This window comes from Bacillus cereus group sp. MYBK139-1, assembly GCF_051916915.1.
Classification (GTDB): domain Bacteria; phylum Bacillota; class Bacilli; order Bacillales; family Bacillaceae_G; genus Bacillus_A; species Bacillus_A pacificus.
The window spans coordinates 1,541,578-1,561,716 of record NZ_JBQAHO010000001.1 but is presented as its reverse complement, the minus strand read 5'-3'; the positions used below and the strand labels follow the sequence as shown (position 1 = coordinate 1,561,716).

Below are 20,139 nucleotides of genomic sequence, written 5' to 3'. Positions count from 1 at the left end.
TGAAAGTGAAAATTATTTGATAAAGTAATCCCAATAACTTATTACTACAAGTATTAAAGATAATACTGTATAAACAATAGATCCTATTAAAATAGGATTTACACTTAATTCAAATTTTTCTTCCTCTACTTTAATACCCAATCTAGCTTGAGCTTGAAGGCGAACACTGTTGCTAGAAAATCCGCCTTTACTGCTAAAGTAATATGTAATAATGACAAAACATATTCCAGCGAAGAAAGTTAAATCAATAAAACTCCATTTTAAGAGCTTAGATAATTTATATACAATTCCAGCTTCAATCATTATAGTTACAAGTAATCCTAATCCTTTTTTCATGTAATCAATCCTTTTGTATTCTCTAATGATTTCGAAATTTATCACTTATAATCATTTTATCATGTGATAAGAAGAAAAAACGAGGGGTTTTTATTATATATTGTGTTCATAATCAATTAACATAACGTCTCATGATTGGTAGCAGGCATAAGGAGAAATCCTACCCTCAAAAGGAATCTGCCGTTTTCTTTTTATATAATTTTATGCAACTTTATATGTATCCCTATCCTAGCGTAGATTTTAGGGTTTAGGGTTCTCGTATGTTACTGAATTAGCTAAAAACCTGTGTGAAATCTTGCATGCTCTTAACGTGGATTTTTCCAATATACTGGGGCTCCCCTAATAGTGTGTATTCCTCAGTAGTTTGATCTTGTAGGAAATTCAATGATGTTACTCCGCAATTGCATAATTCGCTCTACAACATCTAGTGTGGCAAGTTTAATTGTTTCTTGGCCAGGCGTACTAGGTAAGGTGTCGGCATCTAGACATTTATAAAATACATTTCATTTTTAGCACCGAGCTGTATATTTGAAACAGTTTTAAATCGTTCAACAATAGTTGACTTTCCGGAGAGTTTTATCAGCTTATATGCGGAAAGAAGTGCCTCATAATGAGAGGTAACAAATTCTTCTTTACTATATGGTATAAATGAATCATGGAAGCCGAGTAAAATTGATTATAATGTTCCATTCTCTTTAAATACTCCCCACAGATCTTGAAAGTCTGTTTCATAACCGAGAGACTCTATATCTCCAATAATAAATCAGTTATGGGCTGCTTCTTCTTTTAGGTAAGCGAATACTTGTTCATGATCTTTCTTTGTTAATTTTTGCATCATAACGAATCGACCTCTTTTTCATTTTTCTAAATATTACAACTTAAGTTTTTTGAAATCAATATAAAATTTTATGTTTAGTTCACAAACTTTCGGAAAAACTAGGAAAGATATGACAAAGGAGGTTATGAACGGTGGATCATCCAATTCAAGGGTTAATGAAAGCGGCAATGGAAAATTTAAAAGAAATGGTCGATGTAAATACGATTGTTGGAGAGCCTGTTCAAACGGCTGACGGTGGTGTAGTGTTAACGGTTTCTAAAGTAGCGTTCGGGTTTGGAGCAGGAGGTTCTGATTTCCAAACGAATGATGGACAAAGAGCGAACGGTAACCCTGCATTTGGTGGCGGTAGCGCGGGTGGTGTTTCTATTACACCAGTAGCATTTCTTGTGGTGAATAAAGATGGAGTAAATATTCTTCATTTACAAAATGCGACACATTTAGCAGAGAAAATGATTGAATTAGCTCCACAAACAATTGATAAAATTCAATCGATGTTCCAAAAAGATGAAAAGAAAGAGGGAAATCATCATCCTCAAAACCCAGATGAAATCCTTTAAAAACGCCTGCTTACGAGCAGGTGTTTTTTCTTGTAATCACTATGTAATAAAACACATGAAATTGTAAATAGTTTTTGAAGTTTTTTCTATGTTTCTAAAATTTTTCATGTTAAAATATGCTATAGAATTGAAACATATAAAACGAAGGTGGCTAGGTGCTTTGTCTGGAGGATCTGACCAAGTAAAGAATATGATATATATTAATGGTAATCGTCGAGGTCATTGTTTTATTACATCAGGAATTACGTTTAAAGAGTTTGCAAGTAACATCCCTTCACCGCTTCATCAAGTGTTGCTTTTAAAGCATAATTTTGAATGGACAGATTTTCATTATCATACTTTATTTGAATATGTTGAGGAAGAAAATATACATAAGTTAATTCAAGCAGAGATTGATGAATTTGATGAATTTTGTTGGGTAGATTTTGATGATGCAAGCGATTTAGATGAACTAGAGCCAAAAGAAATTGCAGAGCTTTTATATTTGGCTCACAAAAAAGAACCACTTGCAAGAACGTTCTTTCCGTTATTGAAAAATAGATTTGTTTATTTTTCACATGATGACGGATGGTACAACAAAGTGTATTATCGTAGAATTGCTGATTTTGTAGGAATGTTAAGTAAAGTCATTCCTTATAAACTCGGTGCTTTCGGTAAGAAACGTTTTTCTTTCTTCCAAAAATCAAAAATTTTCCCAGCAATTTCAAAAGAAGTGATTATGGGGCTTATTCCATTAATGGAAGATGGTCTTTATATTGATCTGGCAGGAAAAATTGAGTCAAGAAGAGGTCTTGAAATTCCGGTATATGTAGTGGGTTCGTATGAAAGTACGGATGAGGTACTAGATAATATCGATGAATTGAAAGAAGAAGCAACAGAGACTGGTTGGCTTATTTTTGATAAGAAAGAACAAGAGTGGCAATGGGTTGTAGACTAAGAAAACTTGGCGCATGCAGTCAAGTTTTCTTGTCTTTTGAAAGGAGTACAAATGAAGAAGTATTATACAATTATGGGTATTGTAAGTATTATTCTTGTGGCAATTTTACTTATCACTTGTCCAAAAGAATCAGATTTTAAATTGTATCTAGAAGATAAGTATGCATTGAAATGTGATGAGAGTAGTTTTGAATGCACACAAAATGTAGATGGTAAAAAAGAAAAACTAAAATTTGAAAGTACAGATGCACGAAATGGTGTATTCTTTATGACTGTAAAGCAAACATTTAAAACAGAAGCTGGTGTTACGAAAGAATATAGCGGAGTAGGAATGTTTGGTACATTTCTTTTTGTTTCAGAGAAGACTTTCTAGTAATAGAAGGTCTTTTTCTTATGCTTATGTTCATATAGATGAAGTAAGACAAGCATAGGAGGGGTATTGATGAAGAACACATGTATTGTTTGTGGCGGTGAGGAGTTTTTCTCTTCTACATTATACGCACGTACGAAACAAGATTGGGCATATGCACCAAATATGTATCGATTTGAAAAGGTGTTTATTGAGCATCGGGATGAAGAAAATTATCCAGTGTTTCAAGAAATTACAGCGAAACATTGTTGTGGATGTGGTCATATTATGTTGTATCACGAATGAACACACCAAGTATAACTTGGTGTGTTTTTTTAAAACGCTGACAAAGCAAGCGGATAAAGTAAAGTAAATAAAACAGAAAAACTACCAAAACCAATTGCGGTATATCCAAGTGTTCTTGCTCCAAAATTGACAGCTAATAAGCCGACTAAAATCGCAAGAGAACCGAGTGTAACTGGATAAAATGCAATGGAGAAAAGCGAAAGAAATAAAGCGACATAGCCTATCATTGCACCGGTATTTGTACCTTCTATTTCATTTGCAATTTCTTTACGCTTATGTCTAATTGGTATGCCAGCTGGTGATATTTCAGCTGCATACTCTTCGTTTTTTTCACCACTTTTAAAATGATGATTTCTCTTTCTTCGCATGTACATCCCTCTCTTTCAATTGGGTGTATCTATAGTATCTTTCAAAATGAGAAGAGCATGAGTATGAGTTAAACCCAAGTAAAGCAAAAATTGGAGAATAAAGATTCCTTCATTAGCATGTACATCTCCTTATGAAGATAAAACAGGGATTTTGGAAAATGATGTAGAATGAAATGAGTGACAAAACGTGAAGGTAGGGGATTGCATGACAAAATTTAATTGGCATGAGTCAGCAGAGAAAAAATGGGATAGTAGTGCAGAATTTTGGAACCAAAATAGTCAGGAGATGTGGGATAGTGGGAGTAGGAGTACGATTATTCCATTTTTTGAACAATACGTGAAGAAAGAAGCCAAGGTGCTTGACGTTGGTTGTGGTGATGGATACGGTACATATAAATTAAGTCGCGCGGGCTATAAAGCAGTTGGAGTAGATTTATCAGAAGTGATGATTCAAAAAGGGAAGGAGCGCGGAGAGGGACCGGATTTATCCTTTATAAAAGGAGATCTTTCTTCCTTACCGTTCGAAAATGAACAATTTGAAGCAATTATGGCAATTAATTCTTTAGAATGGACCGAGGAGCCATTACAAGCATTAAATGAGATAAAGCGTGTTTTAAAAAGCGATGGGTATGCATGTATTGCAATTTTAGGACCGACAGCAAAGCCACGAGAGAACAGTTATCCTCGTTTATATGGCAAGGACGTTGTTTGTAATACGATGATGCCTTGGGAATTTGAACAGTTAGCGCAAGAACAAGGTTTTGAAGTTGTAGATGGTATCGGTGTATATAAGCGCGGAGTAAATGAGCAGATGTTAGGTCAACTACCTACAGAATTACAACAATCGTTAACATTCTTATGGGTATTTATGTTAAAAAACGTATAAAGAAATGAAAGAATTTTTAGGAGGTAAATAAGTGCAGAAAATACAAAAAACTGATACAATATCATCAGAACCAATTAAAGGGGGACTAGGGTATATGACAACTACTACAACAGTTAAATCCGACATTGAAATCGCACAAGAAGCGAGTATGAAGAAGATTCAAGAAATTGCAGCTGATTTAAATATTTTAGAAGATGAATTAGAGCCATACGGGCATTATAAAGGTAAGTTATCTCTTGATATTTTTAAGCGCTTACAGAATGAGAAAGACGGTAAAGTTGTTTTAGTAACAGCGATTAACCCAACTCCAGCTGGAGAAGGTAAATCAACAGTAACAGTTGGTTTAGGTCAAGCTTTTAATAAAATTGGTAAGAAAACAGTAATTGCACTTCGCGAACCATCTCTTGGGCCAACGATGGGACTAAAAGGCGGAGCAGCAGGTGGTGGTTTTTCACAGGTTGTACCTATGGAAGACATTAACCTTCACTTTACTGGAGATATCCATGCGATCACAACTGCTAATAACGCGTTAGCGGCGTTTATTGATAATCATATCCAACAAGGAAATACACTTGGAATTGATACGCGTAAAATCGTTTGGAAACGCTGTGTTGACTTGAATGATCGTGCCCTACGTAACGTAGTAATTGGTCTTGGTGGACCCGTTCAAGGTGTACCACGTGAAGATGGTTTTGATATTACAGTAGCATCTGAAATTATGGCCGTATTCTGCCTTGCGACAGATATTCAAGATTTAAAAGCACGTCTATCACGCATCGTAGTTGCTTATAATTTTGCAAATCAACCTGTAACGGTTAAAGATTTAGGTGTAGAAGGTGCGTTAACATTATTATTAAAAGACGCATTAAAACCAAACTTAGTACAAACGCTAGAAAATACACCAGCTATCATTCACGGCGGACCATTTGCGAATATCGCGCACGGTTGTAACAGTGTTATCGCTACAACAATGGCAGCAAAATTAGGTGATTATGTTATTACAGAAGCTGGATTTGGTGCTGATTTAGGTGCAGAGAAGTTTTTAGATATTAAAGCTCGTGCAGCTGGTATTAAACCAGAAGCAGTTGTTATTGTTGCGACGATTCGTGCGCTTAAAATGCATGGCGGCGTAGCAAAAGATCAATTAAAAGAAGAAAATGTAGACGCATTAGCAAAAGGTATGGAAAACTTACAGAAGCATGTTGAAACAATTCAAAGCTTCGGTGTGCCTTTCGTAATTGCAATTAATAAATTTATTACAGATACAGATGCAGAAGTTGCTTACTTACAAGAATGGTGTAATGAGCGTGGCTATGCAGTATCCTTAACGGAAGTTTGGGAGAAAGGTGGCCAAGGTGGAGTTGACCTTGCTGAAAAAGTGTTAAAAGAAATTGAAAAAGGCGAAAACAACTACGCACCACTTTATGAGTTAGAATTACCATTAGAAGAAAAAATTCGTACAATTGCTCAAAAAGTGTACGGTGCAAAAGATATTGAATTTGCTCCAAAAGCGCGTAAGCAATTAGCTCAATATGAAGGAGAAGGCTGGAGTAACCTACCAGTTTGTATGGCGAAAACACAATACTCTCTTTCTGACGATGCAACAAAATTAGGTCGTCCATCTGACTTTATCGTTACAATTCGTGAGCTAAAACCATCTATTGGTGCAGGCTTTATCGTTGCGTTAACAGGAACAATGTTAACAATGCCAGGCCTTCCGAAACAACCAGCAGCACTACAAATGGATGTAAATGAAGATGGAAAAGCAGTAGGTTTATTCTAAAAGGTTGTAATTCATCTCGTTTATCTGTAAACTATATATACATCAAGTGGCGCCTTTCCATCGAAAGGCGCCTGTTTTTTGGAGGAAATTATGTTTGATCCAACTGCTTTTGATAATTTAAAAGTAATCGTAGAAGGCGCTGTTTATGATTTTGATTTACATGGAGATATTCTTGTAACAGATCGAAAAGATATGATGGACCTTGCTTCATTAAGTCGTATATATCATATCTCATTTCAATTAACAGAACCATTCGAACCGTTAGTAGAAGCAACATTTTCGCTATCTGTAGATGCAAAGAACTTGTCTGGTGAAATACTAGAAGTGCCTCAGTTTACACCAGGTTGTGAAATGAAGCTAGCATTTTCATTCCCGTTAGAACAACCAGAAGTAAAATGCGAAGAAATTGAAACATTAATGCGTTCTATATGGGGAAAAGAAAGAATGATTATGCAGAAAGTTTCATACGAATATAATAAGCAAGCGATTTCATATCATAATAAGGTAGAGGTTCTATTTCAAAAAGCGATTACAGAAGACCATGTTGATGATTTAATAGCTGTTATTTCACACATGATAGAAACGGTGCGAACAATACAACATTTTCTTCAAAAATAGAGATAAAGGAGAAAAACAAATGATAAAAGATATGCAACCATTTTTACAACAAGCTTGGGAGAAGGCTGGTTTTAAAGAGTTAACTGAAATTCAAAAACAAGCGATTCCAACTATTTTAGAAGGACAAGACGTTATAGCTGAATCTCCAACTGGAACAGGAAAAACATTAGCGTACTTATTACCCCTTTTACATAAAATTAATCCTGAAGTAAAACAGCCACAAGTTGTTGTTTTAGCACCAACACGTGAACTTGTCATGCAAATTCATGAAGAGGTTCAAAAGTTTACAGCAGGAACTGAAATTTCAGGTGCATCTTTAATTGGTGGTGCCGATATTAAGCGCCAAGTTGAAAAATTAAAGAAACACCCAAGAGTAATTGTTGGTTCACCAGGCCGTATTTTAGAATTAATTCGTATGAAAAAGCTAAAAATGCATGAAGTAAAAACAATTGTATTTGATGAGTTTGATCAAATTGTAAAACAAAAGATGATGGGTGCTGTACAAGATGTAATTAAATCTACGATGCGCGATCGTCAATTAGTATTCTTCTCGGCGACAATGACAAAAGCGGCAGAAGATGCGGCACGTGATTTAGCAGTGGAACCACAATTAGTACGTGTAACACGTGCAGAATCAAAAAGCTTAGTTGAGCATACGTATATCATTTGTGAGCGACGCGAAAAAAATGATTACGTAAGAAGAATTATGCATATGGGCGATGTAAAAGCAGTTGCGTTCTTAAACGATCCATTCCGTTTAGATGAAATTACTGAGAAATTGAAATTCCGTAAAATGAAAGCAGCGGCTCTTCATGCAGAAGCAAGTAAGCAAGAACGTGAAGCAACGATGCGTGCATTCCGCGGCGGGAAATTAGAAATTCTACTTGCTACTGATATTGCAGCACGTGGAATCGATATTGACGACTTAACACATGTAATTCACTTAGAATTACCAGACACAGTAGACCAATACATTCACCGCTCAGGACGTACTGGACGTATGGGTAAAGAAGGAACTGTTGTATCTCTTGTAACACCGCAAGAAGAGCGTAAATTACTACAATTTGCGAAAAAACTAGGTATCGTATTTACGAAGCAAGAAATGTTCAAAGGATCATTTGTAGAAACGAAACCGAAAGCACCAAAGAAAAAGAAACCAGCATTTACTGGGAAGAAAAAGCCTAGATAAATGATGGGAAAGGCGTAACTATTTGTAGTTACGTCTTTTTTGTTTGTAATCAAGTGATAATGGGAATTGTATTAGTGCTTTTTTATATGCTTCTACTGGGGGTATCGAAAAAAGGTAGTTTATTTATTTGGTTTATACGAGGAAATAATATAAAAAAAGTCGAATATTAAATTGGATTCAATGGATATAACATGATCGAAAGAAATGATTATTTTGACGAACTAGATGGGATGAGTCAGTCGATAAATTTTGCAAAGAAGTACATACCAACTCAAAAGGAATAATGATAGTACCTGTAGAAACTTACATAGAATATAAACAACATTAGGGGGAAATGCAATGATTCATAAAGTTGGACAAATTATGTTATATGTAAATAATCAAGATGAGTCAGTCAATTTTTGGACGGAAAAGGTAGGGTTTCATGTAGTTGCAGAGGAAGATAACAAACAAGGAATGAGATGGATAGAAATCGCTCCGAAAAGTGGGGCAGAAACAAGCATTATATTACATAATAAAGAAGTGATTTCTAAGATGAGCCCAGAATTAAATCTTGGTACACCGTCACTAATGTTCTTCTCAGAAAGTCTGGATCAATTATATACAGATTTAAAAAATAAAAATGTTACTGTTGGTGAAATGGTAACTATGCCTTCTGGTAAAGTATTTAACTTTGCTGATAGTGAAGGGAATTATTTTGCGGTTATGGAAAAGAACCGATAATAATATTGCTATGTGAAAATCCCCCTCAAACATATTGAGGGGGATTAAATCTTTGAAATGAATTTTTCATGTGAGAGTTGTTTAATAAAAAATGCACCTTTTTCAATAGCAGTTTCCATATAACCGACCATTTGATTAAACGTAAATACCTGTAAGTCTTCATGCAAATTTTGCTCTGGATACAACATATCTTCAAAAAGATACTTTCGAAAAGCCAAAACGTTTTCTTTAGAAACCTCTTCAATATCCACAATGTGAGCCTCTTGATTGAGAAGAGAGAAGAGCTGTTGTTCTTTATCGTAATGATGAAGCAACTTTGCATTTAACAATTTAAAATCGTTATAGTACATAGGTGCAATCGTTTCGTCATTTTCTATTCTATTTTTTAGCCAAGGTAGAAAAAAGCCGCTTAGCCAATTGTCATCGGCAATGAGATGGGTGTAATAGCCTAAAAGAAAAGGGGAATCCATATGGGCTCTATATTTTTGAAAAAAAGAATTGAAATCTATCCTTCTCGTATAGTTTTTCGTCGTGCCAGCGTAAAAATGTGAAGTTCCTTTTTCTTCTGCTGAATGAACTGCATCAGGAGCTACACCTCCAAGTATGAAAGAAGTTTTATCTTGAATACATAGTTTTTCGGCAATACCGTTAGCGATAATAGCATGCATAATTCGTGATCCCATGAATGACACCTCGGTTTCAAGTATTCATTTCAGGAGGATGACTGAACAGTTAGTATTACTTTCCCTGTACTTTTTCTACTTTCGACCCATTCATGTGCTTTCCCTGCATCTTGGAGTGGAAAAGATTTCATAGCCGTTATTTGCAAACGCCCGTCACGCAAATAACGGAATACTTCATTTGCAGTTGCTTGGAGTAGTTCAGGACGTTTTTTTCGTGTAGTTCCAAAGCTAAAACCGAGTATAGAACGGCAACTTGCATGTAAATCTTTCGTTTGGAAATTGCCAATTTCACCACTAGCATTACCGAAATGAACGAGGCGACCGTAATAAGCAAGACATTTTAAACTTCTTTCCGAAACAGTTCCAGAAATAGAATCTAAAATTACATCAACCCCTTCACCGTTTGTCAGCTCATTGACTTTCTCTACAAAATCTTCATTCTGATGACAAATTACATAATCAGCTCCAGCATATAAAGGAATTTCTTTTTTTGCTTCACTTCCGACAGTACCGATAACTGTTCCAGCCCCTAATAGTTTTGCAAGTTGAATAGCTGTAGTACCGATTCCACCAGCAGCCGCATGAATGAGTACTGATTCGCCTTGTTGAAGCCTTGCAACATTTGCGAGTAAATTATAACCTGTAAAAGATACAATCGGACAAGCAGCTGCAGTTTGAAAGTCGACTTCATCAGGTAATACGAAAGTAAGATTTTCATTTGAAACAACGTATTCTGCATAAGATCCATTTTGAGGAAAAGCAATGACACGTTGTCCAGGGTTTATATTTTTTACATGAGAGCCGACACGTTCTACTATACCAGCGACATCTATCCCTGGAATAAACGGTAGTGCTTTATTTCCTTTTTTGCCATAACGTGATTTAATGTCAGCGAAATTTACACTTGTAGCAACAACGCGAATTAAAACTTGATTTTCTGAAATAACCGGCATATCCACATCTGTATATTTCATCACTTCAGGACCATCGAACGACGTTACAATGATAGCTTTCATTATTTATCCCCCTAAATTTGACTATATAAATCATTTTAAATCGTCATTAGAAAATGGAAAATTATATAATTGTTATGCATGGTTATAAGTGAAGCTTATGAACGTATTGAATCATTATATTAATTTATATAAAAAAACTTTTGAAAAAAATCGAACGAAATATGGATTACTTGCCAATATAAAGTGTAAGACAAAGGAGGGATGGTACATGAAGGATGAAACAGTGTATACAGATTTAATCAAATTAACCTTATCAGGCAATAAAGAAGCGTATAGCGAATTGTATGATGTAACGATTCACGAAGTATATAAGACAGCACATTTTTTAATAGATGATAAAGCGGATGTAGATGATGTCGTTCAAGAAATATACATACAACTATATGAATCGCTTCGTAAGTATGATAGCGAGAAGCCATTTCGTCCTTGGCTAATTGGACTTGCGATTAAACAAATTCACTCTTGTAGAAGAAAGAGGTGGATGCGACTACGAATTATAAAAAAAGCAGAAGAGCAAAGAAAACCAGTACAAATTGATTTTTCTAACGATGTAATAAGTAAAATATCAAACCAAAAACTAATCGAACTTATTCATAAATTACCGTATAAATTGAAACAAGTTATTATCTTAAGATACTTACACGATTACTCTCAAGAAGAAGTAGCACAAATATTACATATTCCAATTGGTACTGTGAAATCTAGAATTCACGCAGCATTAAAAAAACTACGTCAAAAAGAGCAAGTAGAAGAAATCTTTTTAGGAGAGGTAGGGAATGTGAAATGAGTTTAGATTGTAGAGTTAGAGAATCTATACAAGAGGAAGCGAAGGGGATTGTTGCACCCCCGGAGTTAAAAGAAAAAGTAATCGTTCAAATAAAAATGAATCAAGGGGGGCGTAAGAGGAAGAAACGCCTTATCGCAGGAGTACTTGCAGCGGCTTTTTTAATCCCGACGACCGGTTTTGCGTATCAATCTATTATGGCAGATGGTATATACGGATCTTTTGAAAACTTAAAAAAACATGCTGGAACGATGACATTAGAGGCGTACATGCGTTTTAGTGCAAAGCTATCAGAAGCGAAAGATGAAATGGGTACAAAAGAATATGAAGTGTTTACAAAAGAACTAAAGAAATTAACCAATGCAAAGCTTGCGTACGGAGATTCGAACGGTAATATTGATTATGATGCATTATCACCAGCAAATAGAGAAGAAATGAAAAAGGTAAGTATGGGCCTTCAACCATACTTTGATAAATTAAATGGTCATAAATCAAGTAGAGAAGTATTAACGCAAGAAGAGTTTGATCGCTATATGGAAGCTTTAATGACACATGAAATAGTACGAGTGAAGACAAAATCAACCGGTGCAATAAAACTAGAAGAAGTACCTGAGGCATATAAAGAAAGATTTATGAAAGCAGAGCAGTTTATGAAGTATGTAGATGAAAAGGTGAGATAGATGAAATGGGAGAACCTGTAAAAACACAGATTCTCCTTGTTTAGTTAAGAAATATAATAATCGCATGTATTTTTTAAAAATAAGATATATCTGGATCGGCTGTATGACTTTGCTGTGGGAATAATAATCTTTCAAAGTAGGGTGATGATTGTCCTTGTAGTCGTAGTTGTTTTTCAATTTCAACTGCAAAACGGCGAGCATCTTCTGCAGTGCGCTTCCCGGTAACAATATCATACATTAAGTTTAAAGCCATAAAGTTAGCAGCTTCTAGGTCACATTTAGCAGTTGCTTCACCAGCAGTACGATCTAAATATAAACTACCATCAAATTTCGTTAATTCATCTAAAAATTGAATAGGTGCTTTAAAATCAATCGTTTGTGCTAAATAGTCAAGATGAGGTGTTGGAAAGTTATGAGGAACTGGATCGAGGTAAACCACGGTGCGCTTCCATGGTCCATTATTGTGCCAAATTATCATTCTAGTACTGGCGTCACTTGGTAAACCATATTTATTAATTAAAGCGTAAACCGTTTTTTTCTGATCTCCACTCCAATTATTTAAAATTTGATCTAAAACAGGGTGGACTCCAGTTTGTTGCCGATAATGGTCATTAAATCCATAAGTCATTACAATCCCCTCCTACATATACAGTAAGTAAAGCACTCCATTTTTATTATATGATAAGTGTTTGTATTTAAAAGTAACTAAGAGTTTTTTTGTTATTTCATGAATGTAGTAGCGAGAAACAAGGGAGCACAGAATCATCCTTCATTTTTTCTATTCACAGGATCCTTTTGTATAAAACAATCTAAAAGGGAATAACCAGCTATTAAACTAATTATCGTAACAAAAGTTGTATTGATAAGAATAATATTAGTTATATAAGGTAGGTATGCACCAACTGGTGAAAAGAGTAGAGCTGGAGAAAAGGAAATGAATAGTGTAGGCACAGTAATGGCGATAAATTTATCCGGTTGAAAGCGCCAGTTTTGTTTACTTGTTTCACGATTAATGGATTGAAGGAATCGTAATAAAATGCCGACTATAAGAGGGAAGAGTGTAAAGTAGAATAATCGTGGATAAACGTTAAAGTTTACTTGTGCGTCTGTATCTAAATAAAATTGAATTTTCACTCCGACAAATAATAATAAGACGATAAATAATGTAAAGCAGAGGTATAGCATCACTTTTTGCATTATATTCCACCATCCTTTACTCAAAATATATTCAAAAAAAGAAGAGATATACAATAACTACTGTTGTATATCTCTTCTTTTACGGTTATTTAATAGGGGCGTTTGCTTTTTCTTGCTTCGTGAAATAATCTATAATGCCCATCGCACTAATTTCTATATCTAGATGTAAAATGTTATAAACGGAATGATCTGATGGAACGTTTAACTTTGTAAGGTGAGAAGAGACCTTATCCATTAATACAGTTTGCAAAGCTTTAGTAGCCTCATCGAAATCATTATATTTTTCAAAGACCTCTTTACCAGTATGAACGAAAATAGGTAACCAATGTTCTAGTTGGTTATATACTTCTGTAACATTGGATGATGCACCGTAATGGCCGAAATAAATTGTATCTACATTCATACTTTGAATGTGATTTTTAGAAGCAATCATCGCATCTGGCTGGAATTGTGAAGGGGATGTTGATGGTAGATATAGTTCCACACCAAGGTCTGCAAGTTCTCTATAATAAATTCCAATTGTATCACCAGTAAAAATGCCATTTGTTAATGAATCGTGAATGCTAATATGGTGCTTCGCATGTCCCGGTGTATCATAAAATGTAAGGGTGCGGTCTTCTGCAATTTGTAACGTATCACCATGTTGTACAATACGAACACGTTCTTCTTCAATTGGAAGAATTGGATCGAAAAGTTTATCGAAATCTTCTTTGTACACAGCTTTTGCGCCTAAAATAAGTTTTGTTGGATCAATCATATGACGAGCACCGCGAGAATGCACATATAAAGTAGCATTTGGGCACTTTTCCATCATTAAACCAGCAGCACCGGCGTGATCTAAATGAACATGTGTAACGATAATGTTTTTAACTTCGATTAAATCAATATGTAATTGTTGTAAGCCGTCTAAAATATACGGAAGAGAAGGGGCTGCACAAGTTTCAATTAAAGTAATATCATCACCTAATAAAACGTACGTACCAGTTCGTTCATTATGTTGTAAATCAAAATCATCAATCAGATATAGGTGAGAAGATAATTGCTCTACTTTTTTCATCTTTACCACTCCTTATATACGGTATGTAACTATTATACGCTAAAAATACAAAAAGGCAGAAAACGAAAGCTCCGTCTTCTGCCTTTTTGTAATACTATTATTTCGTTTGTTGTTTATTAATAGACATAACGAACGATCCGACAATACCGCCAACTAATGGAAGCATAATCTCTCCTGCTAAATTAAAGTAAGAGCTTAAAAATAAACCATTTACATCGATTACCCAACCAATAACATACAATAGCATCATATATAGTACGAAATAAAACTCGCGATTTGAAATCGTTTCATGTTGTGCAGTTTTCATATTGAACACCATCCTTTTCTATAATAATAGAATATAAACTGTCACATTTTGTTCACAATTTAATTGTAAAACTTTCCATCATAAAAGTCTAGTAATTTGTGTCGAATTTTCGAACGGAAATAAAGCGTTTACAATCGTGGGGAGAAGATACGTAATAAGAGCTGTAAATTCACGAATGTAGTATAGTATAAACATAGAATGATAGTGAAGAGAGGGGCAAAGATAATGACAGTTTATGATTTTTCAGCTAAAACGATAACAGGTGAAGAAAAATCGTTAAAAGATTACGAGGGAAAAGTACTCCTTATTGTAAATGTAGCTAGTAAATGCGGGTTTACACCGCAATATAAAGGATTACAAGAAGTGTATGATAAATATAAAGAACAAGGGCTAGAAATACTCGGTTTCCCATGTAACCAATTCGGAGGACAAGAACCAGGTACAGAAGCAGATATTACAAGCTTTTGTGAATTAAACTACGGTGTAAACTTCCCAATGTTTGCAAAAATTGATGTAAAAGGTGATAAGGCTCATCCTCTGTATACATACATGACAGAACAAGCACCAGGTTTACTCGGTATGAAAGCAGTAAAATGGAACTTTACAAAATTTTTAATTGGAAAAGACGGAAAAGTAGTAGGGCGTTTTGCACCGCAAACGAAGCCGGTTGATTTAGAGGTTGAGATTGAGAAGGTACTTGGCGAATAACTAGGAGTTTCACTTTATTAAAAAATTCCTCAAAGAACTATTTTGTTCTTTGAGGCATTTTTTTACATTCACATTGTCAATATTAAATCGCTGAATGGAAGTCATTTGATTTAGGCGGAGAAGCAGCTTTTTTCATAAGCACTTCCCATAAGTGTACGGATTTTTCCCATTCTGTTGCGGCTTGTCCTTTTTGATATATAGCACTCTCATAATTGAAAGTAAGTTGTTGCATATCATTCGAGTTGTAAAGTGTATCGATATGGAGAGCATACTCTCGGAATGTTTGACTCTCTCCTCGTTGTATACCAATTCTTGCAAATTGTTTTAGAAGTGCATTGTAAGCTTTTGTAAAAACAGCATCATCTTTTCGATATTTATAGAGATGAATGATGAAAAATGTAATCCATTTCATTCTAGTAGCGAAGAGAGTGTAGCCGATAATACTAATTGGTATTGTAGAAAGGAATACGTACCACCAAGAAAATTTATTTTTAGCATTTGTAATTTTTTTAGTAGGAGTTTCTTCAGTATCTTCTATTAAATTTTTAAGCTTTGCTTCATTGTTTCTTTCGTGCATTTGCGCGTTTTGAGAATTAGTTTCTTCGCTATTTTGTAAAGTAGGAGCAGGAGTATTATTTATAAAATTATAGGGATTCGTAAATCCTTTTGTCGGTTCGAATGGAATCCATCCGTATCCAGGGAAATATACTTCGACCCAAGAGTGTGCGTTATCGTTCGCAATTTTATAAACATCCTCACCTTCAGCACCCACCAGCGTATTATCAAGAGTTCCTTCTGTATAACCTTTGACCCAGCGAGCGGGAATACCAGCAGAACGAAGTAACACGATCATAGATGTCGAGAAATTATTACAGTAGCCGCTTTTTGTATCGAAAAGAAATTGATCTACATAATCTTGGTTTTGGGCAGGGAATGAGACATTCGTTGTTTCATATACAAAAGAATGGTCGGTGAAATAGTTTTCAATAGCTAATACTTTATCGTATCGGGTGTCTTTATCCTTTGTTAGACTACTAGCTAAGTCTTTTACTCGCTGCGGTAATGCTTCTGGAAGTTGCGTGTACTTTGTTATGAAATAGGGATTTGTTTCCTGACCTTCATTCGTTTTTACAGCTTTTAAGTTTTCTATGGAAAACTCCGGGACCTCATATGTTACTTTATATGAATGTAAAGTAGTAGAAGAATCTCCATCCATCGTATAGATTTTTTCAGAAAATGGGTCAACGCTGTATGATATATCAGAAGAAGCCTCAACTGATATTAACCCTGCTGGATAGGTAAGGTGAGGATAACTTTTTTGCATGGTGATTGTTGCCTTAGTTGTCTCCGTTTTTGTATTTTGTTCGTACCAGCTCACGACGTCGTTATTATTTTTAAAAGTAACCTTTTTTTGCTTTTCAGAAACTTCCCAGCCTTTTCCTGTATAAAAATCTTTCGTTTCTACTCTCCAATATTGTTTGTTTTGCGTTGCTGCTGTAAAAACAATTGTAGGATCTGCTTTAAAAGGACCACCTAATCGTGAGTCATTTAAACCATAACCAATTTTAGAAACTTCTTGCTGTTTATTTGCTTCGGATGTGTTGAATTGTAAAAAATCCATTGGGTTTGGCCATTGAGGGCCAAATTTTGGAGCGAAGTATGCGATGGTTGCTGTCAATACAATAAATATTGTAAGAGGTCTAAGTAATTTTGAGATTTCTCTAGCATAATTTTGTAACTGTTCCATTTCTTTTATTCGTTCTGTGCGGATAAGAGTAAGCATAAAAAAGCCGATGACAACAGTACGAACAATAGCGTAATTTGCATTGTATACATGTAAGTTATGAAAAACGGTGATATAAATAATAGTCAATATAAGAAATAACAACCCACGTTTTTTATGAATCATCCAAAAAGAGATGAAAGCACTCAAAAACCAAAATGATAAAAAAAATAAAAGTGTTGGAAAAACTGGAGAAATATCTAGCAAATTCCCTTGAAATAACAGAGAGGAATTTTGAGAAATATCATTTAAAAATTTTGTTAACCAAGATGGATTTATAAAAGCATTTTTATAGTATAGGAAATGAATGATGAATAAAATCGTGAAGACTTTTATTGGAATCTGCCACTTTGTTTGAAAAAAAGAGAGAGTGAAGCAAATCCCTATAAATATTACAAAAATATCTAATCTACCTACGTTTGTAATACCTATAAGGGGTCTTAGCCATTCTAGTAAAAGTAGAAATGCGCATGCATGCATGAAAAATCTAGTCATATCCCATTGTTTTTTTGTCTGTAATGTTATCATTTGCTCACCTCAAAAAACACGTTTGTATACTGGTTTCCATAAACCGCATTTACAAATATTTTTCGTTTTTGTAGAGTATCTAGAATACTAAGTTCTCGATGTGATAGTTGATTTGCTGTTTCTTTTACGACAAACACCATTAATTTTCTATTTTTTATAGCAGCATAGTCAGCTGCCCTTTGAATATCGGGAGAAAGATCGCTTGTCACGAGTATAATCGTTACGGGCTCATAAACTTTTCTTAATTCCATTTCTACACTTCGGGAGAGCGGGAATACACTGTCCGCTTGTACTTTCGCTAAATGACAAAAGATTTGATGCAACTGACTATCTCCATTGTCTAAAGGGAAAAAAGTTCGTTCTTTTCCGACAGATACGAATGACGCCGGTGAATTTTGGTTCAAAACAGATCTGACAATAGAGGCAGTAAATGTGACGACTGATTCGAATAGAGGGGATGGGGTTCTGTCCATGAATATCATAATATTATGGCTGCGCTGTTGTTCAAACTCTTTCGTCATAATGTTGTTTGTTCGTGCAGTTGCTTTCCAATCAATCCATGAAAAGCGGTCACCAGGTTTATAGTCTCTCACACCGACAGAAATGGTAGAGTCTTTTACTAAATTTATATTTGCTGAAAGTGCTCCTTGTTCGAAATGATTTTCCATTTGTCGATATGTTATATCTACATACTGAGGGTAGACTAAAAATGTATCTGGAACTAAAAAAATTACTTCTTTCTCCATCATACCGAATAGATCGCCAGTTTTGACACGTACGCTTGAAAAAGTATGCTCTCCTCTAGGGATTGTGTCAATGGCATATTGAAACGAAATATTTCGTTTCAATCCTGGAAAGAGTATTACTTTATTCATCTTCGTTTGTTTACACTTTGTAAATTGTGATGGTAATTCATCTTCTATAATTAAATAAAGTAATGGAAAAGGAAATCTTCTTTTTATTGTAATGGTGCTTAAAAAAGGTTCTCCTGCTGTATATTCGTCTTGATTTGTTATTCGTTTTACTTCAGCGTTCCGCAAAGCATAGAAGGGGAGTAATAGTGAATAAAGGCCAATAGGAATCATACTGTAAAACAAAAACCAACTTACAAATCCTCCTTGAAGCATAGCGTATAAAAATGTTAAGACTAGGCATAACGGAATGAATGATAACTTAGTAAAATGATAGAGTACTCGTAGAATCCTTTTCATCAAAGGTTCATCTTCCTTTGGGTAGGCACGGTAGTTCGTGCAACGATTTTTGCAATAACTTGTTCTCCTGTTATTCCTTCAAATTTTGCTTCCATTTTTAAAATGAGTCTGTGAGCCAACACGTAAGGAGCTAAAAATTTAACATCGTCTGGAATAACATAATTTCTGCCATGGATAAATGCATAAGCTTGTGAAGCTTTCATTAAAGCAATCGAGCCACGCGGACTTGCGCCTAGTTGTATAGAACTATAAGACCGAGTTTGACTAACAAGCTTTACAATGTAATGCTTAATCGCTTTGTCCACGCTTATTTCCCGTACGCTTTGCTGTAAATAAAGTAATTCTTCTATTGTAGTAATAGCTTGTAAATGGGAGAGGGGGTTTGTTTTTTCCATCCGGTTTAAAATTTCAAATTCTTCTTCTTGTGTAGGATATCCCATTTTTAGTTTCAACAAGAAACGATCGAGCTGTGCTTCTGGTAAAGGATATGTTCCCTCATATTCGACAGGATTTTGTGTAGCCATTACAAAGAATGGCTTGGGTAACGGTCTTGTCATACCATCAATTGTAATATTGCCTTCTTCCATACTTTCAAGTAAGGCGGATTGTGTTTTGGGAGATGTACGATTAATTTCATCAGCAAGTATAAAATTCCCCATGATTGGTCCAGGCTTGAACTCAAATTGGAGCTCTTTCGGATTGTAAATAGAAACACCTGTTACATCTGATGGAAGTAAATCAGGTGTAAATTGAATACGTTTGTAATCAGCATCAATAGATTTAGAAAGAGCACGTACTAACATCGTTTTCCCAACGCCAGGAACATCTTCTAATAGTACATGACCTTCAGCTAAGAGAGCTGTTAAAGCTAATAGTGTTTCTTTTCGCTTTCCGACCATTAACTTTTCAATATTGTTAATTATTTTTTCTATAATGGGATGTAATGAATCAAGCTGGTGCATCGTAATCCTCCTAATGTGTTATTATCGTTTTCTAATCTATTTAACGGAAAATAGAATGTATCCATCTAATTGAGGGCAGTAAAGATTTCATCTTTAATTCTAAGAATATTCAGATTATTTATTCTGATTACATCTAGTATAATTGTTTCCGTAACTTAGGGCAATATGGTAAATAATGATTTGTAGTTTAATGTGAAAAGAGAAGCGGATAGGAAATGTAGTTATTTGGATTGAGAGGGTGATGAAGCGTGAATAAAAGTAGGACATGCGCATTGCTACTCATGTCCTGCTTTTATTTATGCCTTTGTAATGGCACGCGGAAATAAAATATTAT

23 protein-coding genes and 2 pseudogenes are annotated in these 20,139 nt (G+C 34.9%); 13 read left to right on the top strand and 12 right to left on the bottom strand.

Annotation, left to right across the window (positions count from 1 at the left end):
- Positions 1 to 12: 12 nt before the first annotated feature.
- Together ACTFRS_RS07960 and ACTFRS_RS07955 are read right to left on the bottom strand one after the other, a co-directional pair.
- Positions 13 to 336, bottom strand: coding sequence for a hypothetical protein (locus tag ACTFRS_RS07960; RefSeq protein ID WP_113711465.1), 324 nt, complete (start codon positions 334 to 336; stop codon positions 13 to 15).
- Between the two features lie 371 nt (positions 337 to 707).
- Positions 708 to 1,096, bottom strand: a pseudogene (locus tag ACTFRS_RS07955) (GNAT family N-acetyltransferase); the annotation flags it as partial.
- A 209-nt stretch (positions 1,097 to 1,305) separates the two neighbouring features.
- Between ACTFRS_RS07955 and ytfJ the strand changes: the two are divergent.
- The 4 genes from ytfJ (at position 1,306) to ACTFRS_RS07935 (ending at position 3,322) form a co-directional block, all read left to right on the top strand.
- A complete protein-coding gene (gene ytfJ, locus ACTFRS_RS07950; RefSeq protein ID WP_000349987.1) occupies positions 1,306 to 1,731 on the top strand; it encodes a GerW family sporulation protein in 426 nt (141 codons plus the stop codon).
- A 160-nt stretch (positions 1,732 to 1,891) separates the two neighbouring features.
- Positions 1,892 to 2,668 carry an oxalate:formate antiporter gene (locus tag ACTFRS_RS07945; RefSeq protein ID WP_000014090.1) on the top strand — a complete coding sequence of 259 codons (777 nt, stop codon included), beginning with the start codon at positions 1,892 to 1,894 and terminating at the stop codon, positions 2,666 to 2,668.
- A 51-nt stretch (positions 2,669 to 2,719) separates the two neighbouring features.
- The gene (locus ACTFRS_RS07940; RefSeq protein WP_440023789.1) at positions 2,720 to 3,040 is read left to right on the top strand and encodes a hypothetical protein; all 321 of its coding nucleotides are present in this window, start codon (positions 2,720 to 2,722) and stop codon (positions 3,038 to 3,040) included.
- A 69-nt stretch (positions 3,041 to 3,109) separates the two neighbouring features.
- Positions 3,110 to 3,322, top strand: a complete 213-nt coding sequence (locus ACTFRS_RS07935; RefSeq protein WP_000798747.1) for a hypothetical protein — start codon at positions 3,110 to 3,112, stop codon at positions 3,320 to 3,322.
- A gap of 29 nt (positions 3,323 to 3,351) precedes the next feature.
- On the opposite strand, the gene ACTFRS_RS07930 is transcribed toward ACTFRS_RS07935, so the two are convergent.
- Positions 3,352 to 3,690: a hypothetical protein gene (locus ACTFRS_RS07930; RefSeq protein WP_001253199.1), complete on the bottom strand. Its 339-nt coding sequence runs from the start codon at positions 3,688 to 3,690 to the stop codon at positions 3,352 to 3,354.
- 187 nt (positions 3,691 to 3,877) lie between these two features.
- On the opposite strand from ACTFRS_RS07930, the gene ACTFRS_RS07925 reads away from it, so the two are divergent.
- From ACTFRS_RS07925 to ACTFRS_RS07900, 6 genes and pseudogenes are all read left to right on the top strand, one after another.
- Positions 3,878 to 4,576 carry a class I SAM-dependent methyltransferase gene (locus ACTFRS_RS07925; protein WP_143881051.1) on the top strand — a complete coding sequence of 233 codons (699 nt, stop codon included), beginning with the start codon at positions 3,878 to 3,880 and terminating at the stop codon, positions 4,574 to 4,576.
- Between the two features lie 94 nt (positions 4,577 to 4,670).
- Positions 4,671 to 6,359, top strand: coding sequence for a formate--tetrahydrofolate ligase (locus tag ACTFRS_RS07920; RefSeq protein ID WP_011040261.1), 1,689 nt, complete (start codon positions 4,671 to 4,673; stop codon positions 6,357 to 6,359).
- Positions 6,360 to 6,449: 90 nt separating this feature from the next.
- A complete protein-coding gene (locus tag ACTFRS_RS07915; RefSeq protein ID WP_000460219.1) occupies positions 6,450 to 6,977 on the top strand; it encodes a hypothetical protein in 528 nt (175 codons plus the stop codon).
- Positions 6,978 to 6,996: 19 nt separating this feature from the next.
- Positions 6,997 to 8,166 carry a DEAD/DEAH box helicase gene (locus ACTFRS_RS07910; RefSeq protein ID WP_000588613.1) on the top strand — a complete coding sequence of 390 codons (1,170 nt, stop codon included), beginning with the start codon at positions 6,997 to 6,999 and terminating at the stop codon, positions 8,164 to 8,166.
- A gap of 170 nt (positions 8,167 to 8,336) precedes the next feature.
- Positions 8,337 to 8,450 (top strand): annotated as a pseudogene (locus ACTFRS_RS07905) (sugar phosphate isomerase/epimerase family protein); the annotation flags it as partial.
- A gap of 55 nt (positions 8,451 to 8,505) precedes the next feature.
- On the top strand, positions 8,506 to 8,889 hold the full coding sequence (locus ACTFRS_RS07900; RefSeq protein WP_139867445.1) for a VOC family protein: 384 nt from the start codon (positions 8,506 to 8,508) through the stop codon (positions 8,887 to 8,889).
- 44 nt (positions 8,890 to 8,933) lie between these two features.
- On the opposite strand, the gene ACTFRS_RS07895 is transcribed toward ACTFRS_RS07900, so the two are convergent.
- A complete protein-coding gene (locus ACTFRS_RS07895) occupies positions 8,934 to 9,572 on the bottom strand; it encodes a zinc dependent phospholipase C family protein (RefSeq protein WP_139867443.1) in 639 nt (212 codons plus the stop codon).
- Between the two features lie 29 nt (positions 9,573 to 9,601).
- Complete coding sequence (locus ACTFRS_RS07890; RefSeq protein ID WP_440023791.1) at positions 9,602 to 10,588, bottom strand: quinone oxidoreductase family protein; 987 nt, start codon at positions 10,586 to 10,588, stop codon at positions 9,602 to 9,604.
- Positions 10,589 to 10,796: 208 nt separating this feature from the next.
- On the opposite strand from ACTFRS_RS07890, the gene ACTFRS_RS07885 reads away from it, so the two are divergent.
- Both ACTFRS_RS07885 and ACTFRS_RS07880 read left to right on the top strand, forming a co-directional pair.
- Complete coding sequence (locus tag ACTFRS_RS07885; protein WP_139867439.1) at positions 10,797 to 11,375, top strand: sigma-70 family RNA polymerase sigma factor; 579 nt, start codon at positions 10,797 to 10,799, stop codon at positions 11,373 to 11,375.
- The gene (locus ACTFRS_RS07880) at positions 11,372 to 12,052 is read left to right on the top strand and encodes a DUF3600 domain-containing protein (RefSeq protein WP_139867437.1); all 681 of its coding nucleotides are present in this window, start codon (positions 11,372 to 11,374) and stop codon (positions 12,050 to 12,052) included. Before ACTFRS_RS07885 ends, ACTFRS_RS07880 begins: the two co-directional genes overlap by 4 nt.
- A 73-nt stretch (positions 12,053 to 12,125) precedes the next feature.
- Here ACTFRS_RS07880 and ACTFRS_RS07875 read toward each other — a convergent pair whose 3' ends face one another.
- From ACTFRS_RS07875 to ACTFRS_RS07860, 4 genes are all read right to left on the bottom strand, one after another.
- Complete coding sequence (locus tag ACTFRS_RS07875) at positions 12,126 to 12,680, bottom strand: hypothetical protein (RefSeq protein ID WP_139867434.1); 555 nt, start codon at positions 12,678 to 12,680, stop codon at positions 12,126 to 12,128.
- Positions 12,681 to 12,814: 134 nt separating this feature from the next.
- Positions 12,815 to 13,249, bottom strand: coding sequence for a hypothetical protein (locus ACTFRS_RS07870; RefSeq protein WP_242293839.1), 435 nt, complete (start codon positions 13,247 to 13,249; stop codon positions 12,815 to 12,817).
- A gap of 85 nt (positions 13,250 to 13,334) precedes the next feature.
- Positions 13,335 to 14,306 (bottom strand): MBL fold metallo-hydrolase, encoded by a 972-nt coding sequence (locus tag ACTFRS_RS07865; RefSeq protein ID WP_139867430.1) that lies wholly within the window; start codon positions 14,304 to 14,306, stop codon positions 13,335 to 13,337.
- Positions 14,307 to 14,403: 97 nt separating this feature from the next.
- Positions 14,404 to 14,613 carry a DUF3925 family protein gene (locus ACTFRS_RS07860; protein WP_139867428.1) on the bottom strand — a complete coding sequence of 70 codons (210 nt, stop codon included), beginning with the start codon at positions 14,611 to 14,613 and terminating at the stop codon, positions 14,404 to 14,406.
- Positions 14,614 to 14,838: 225 nt separating this feature from the next.
- Here ACTFRS_RS07860 and bsaA point away from each other — a divergent pair, with 225 nt between their 5' ends.
- Positions 14,839 to 15,321: a glutathione peroxidase gene (gene bsaA, locus ACTFRS_RS07855; RefSeq protein WP_000219438.1), complete on the top strand. Its 483-nt coding sequence runs from the start codon at positions 14,839 to 14,841 to the stop codon at positions 15,319 to 15,321.
- Between the two features lie 82 nt (positions 15,322 to 15,403).
- Here the strand turns inward: bsaA and ACTFRS_RS07850 are convergent, their stop codons facing one another.
- From ACTFRS_RS07850 to ACTFRS_RS07840, 3 genes are read right to left on the bottom strand one after another with little or no spacing between them, the layout of a single operon-like run.
- A complete protein-coding gene (locus ACTFRS_RS07850) occupies positions 15,404 to 17,632 on the bottom strand; it encodes a transglutaminase TgpA family protein (RefSeq protein ID WP_431085001.1) in 2,229 nt (742 codons plus the stop codon).
- Positions 17,629 to 18,843, bottom strand: a complete 1,215-nt coding sequence (locus ACTFRS_RS07845; protein ID WP_139868118.1) for a DUF58 domain-containing protein — start codon at positions 18,841 to 18,843, stop codon at positions 17,629 to 17,631. Before ACTFRS_RS07845 ends, ACTFRS_RS07850 begins: the two co-directional genes overlap by 4 nt.
- On the bottom strand, positions 18,843 to 19,805 hold the full coding sequence (locus ACTFRS_RS07840) for an AAA family ATPase (protein WP_088327353.1): 963 nt from the start codon (positions 19,803 to 19,805) through the stop codon (positions 18,843 to 18,845). Before ACTFRS_RS07840 ends, ACTFRS_RS07845 begins: the two co-directional genes overlap by 1 nt.
- Positions 19,806 to 20,139 lie beyond the last annotated feature (334 nt).

Bases quoted from the DNA above. Each gene is read 5' to 3' on its own strand.
- ACTFRS_RS07960 (WP_113711465.1), bottom strand. From the start codon at position 336: ATGAAAAAAGGATTAGGATTACTTGTAACTATAATGATTGAAGCTGGA.
- ACTFRS_RS07940 (WP_440023789.1), top strand. From the start codon at position 2,720: ATGAAGAAGTATTATACAATTATGGGTATTGTAAGTATTATTCTTGTG.
- ACTFRS_RS07935 (WP_000798747.1), top strand. From the start codon at position 3,110: ATGAAGAACACATGTATTGTTTGTGGCGGTGAGGAGTTTTTCTCTTCT.
- ACTFRS_RS07930 (WP_001253199.1), bottom strand. From the start codon at position 3,690: ATGCGAAGAAAGAGAAATCATCATTTTAAAAGTGGTGAAAAAAACGAA.
- ACTFRS_RS07920 (WP_011040261.1), top strand. From the start codon at position 4,671: ATGACAACTACTACAACAGTTAAATCCGACATTGAAATCGCACAAGAA.
- ACTFRS_RS07915 (WP_000460219.1), top strand. From the start codon at position 6,450: ATGTTTGATCCAACTGCTTTTGATAATTTAAAAGTAATCGTAGAAGGC.
- ACTFRS_RS07910 (WP_000588613.1), top strand. From the start codon at position 6,997: ATGATAAAAGATATGCAACCATTTTTACAACAAGCTTGGGAGAAGGCT.
- ACTFRS_RS07900 (WP_139867445.1), top strand. From the start codon at position 8,506: ATGATTCATAAAGTTGGACAAATTATGTTATATGTAAATAATCAAGAT.
- ACTFRS_RS07895 (WP_139867443.1), bottom strand. From the start codon at position 9,572: ATGGGATCACGAATTATGCATGCTATTATCGCTAACGGTATTGCCGAA.
- ACTFRS_RS07890 (WP_440023791.1), bottom strand. From the start codon at position 10,588: ATGAAAGCTATCATTGTAACGTCGTTCGATGGTCCTGAAGTGATGAAA.
- ACTFRS_RS07885 (WP_139867439.1), top strand. From the start codon at position 10,797: ATGAAGGATGAAACAGTGTATACAGATTTAATCAAATTAACCTTATCA.
- ACTFRS_RS07880 (WP_139867437.1), top strand. From the start codon at position 11,372: ATGAGTTTAGATTGTAGAGTTAGAGAATCTATACAAGAGGAAGCGAAG.
- ACTFRS_RS07875 (WP_139867434.1), bottom strand. From the start codon at position 12,680: ATGACTTATGGATTTAATGACCATTATCGGCAACAAACTGGAGTCCAC.
- ACTFRS_RS07870 (WP_242293839.1), bottom strand. From the start codon at position 13,249: ATGCAAAAAGTGATGCTATACCTCTGCTTTACATTATTTATCGTCTTA.
- ACTFRS_RS07865 (WP_139867430.1), bottom strand. From the start codon at position 14,306: ATGAAAAAAGTAGAGCAATTATCTTCTCACCTATATCTGATTGATGAT.
- ACTFRS_RS07860 (WP_139867428.1), bottom strand. From the start codon at position 14,613: ATGAAAACTGCACAACATGAAACGATTTCAAATCGCGAGTTTTATTTC.
- bsaA (WP_000219438.1), top strand. From the start codon at position 14,839: ATGACAGTTTATGATTTTTCAGCTAAAACGATAACAGGTGAAGAAAAA.
- ACTFRS_RS07850 (WP_431085001.1), bottom strand. From the start codon at position 17,632: ATGATAACATTACAGACAAAAAAACAATGGGATATGACTAGATTTTTC.
- ACTFRS_RS07845 (WP_139868118.1), bottom strand. From the start codon at position 18,843: ATGAAAAGGATTCTACGAGTACTCTATCATTTTACTAAGTTATCATTC.
- ACTFRS_RS07840 (WP_088327353.1), bottom strand. From the start codon at position 19,805: ATGCACCAGCTTGATTCATTACATCCCATTATAGAAAAAATAATTAAC.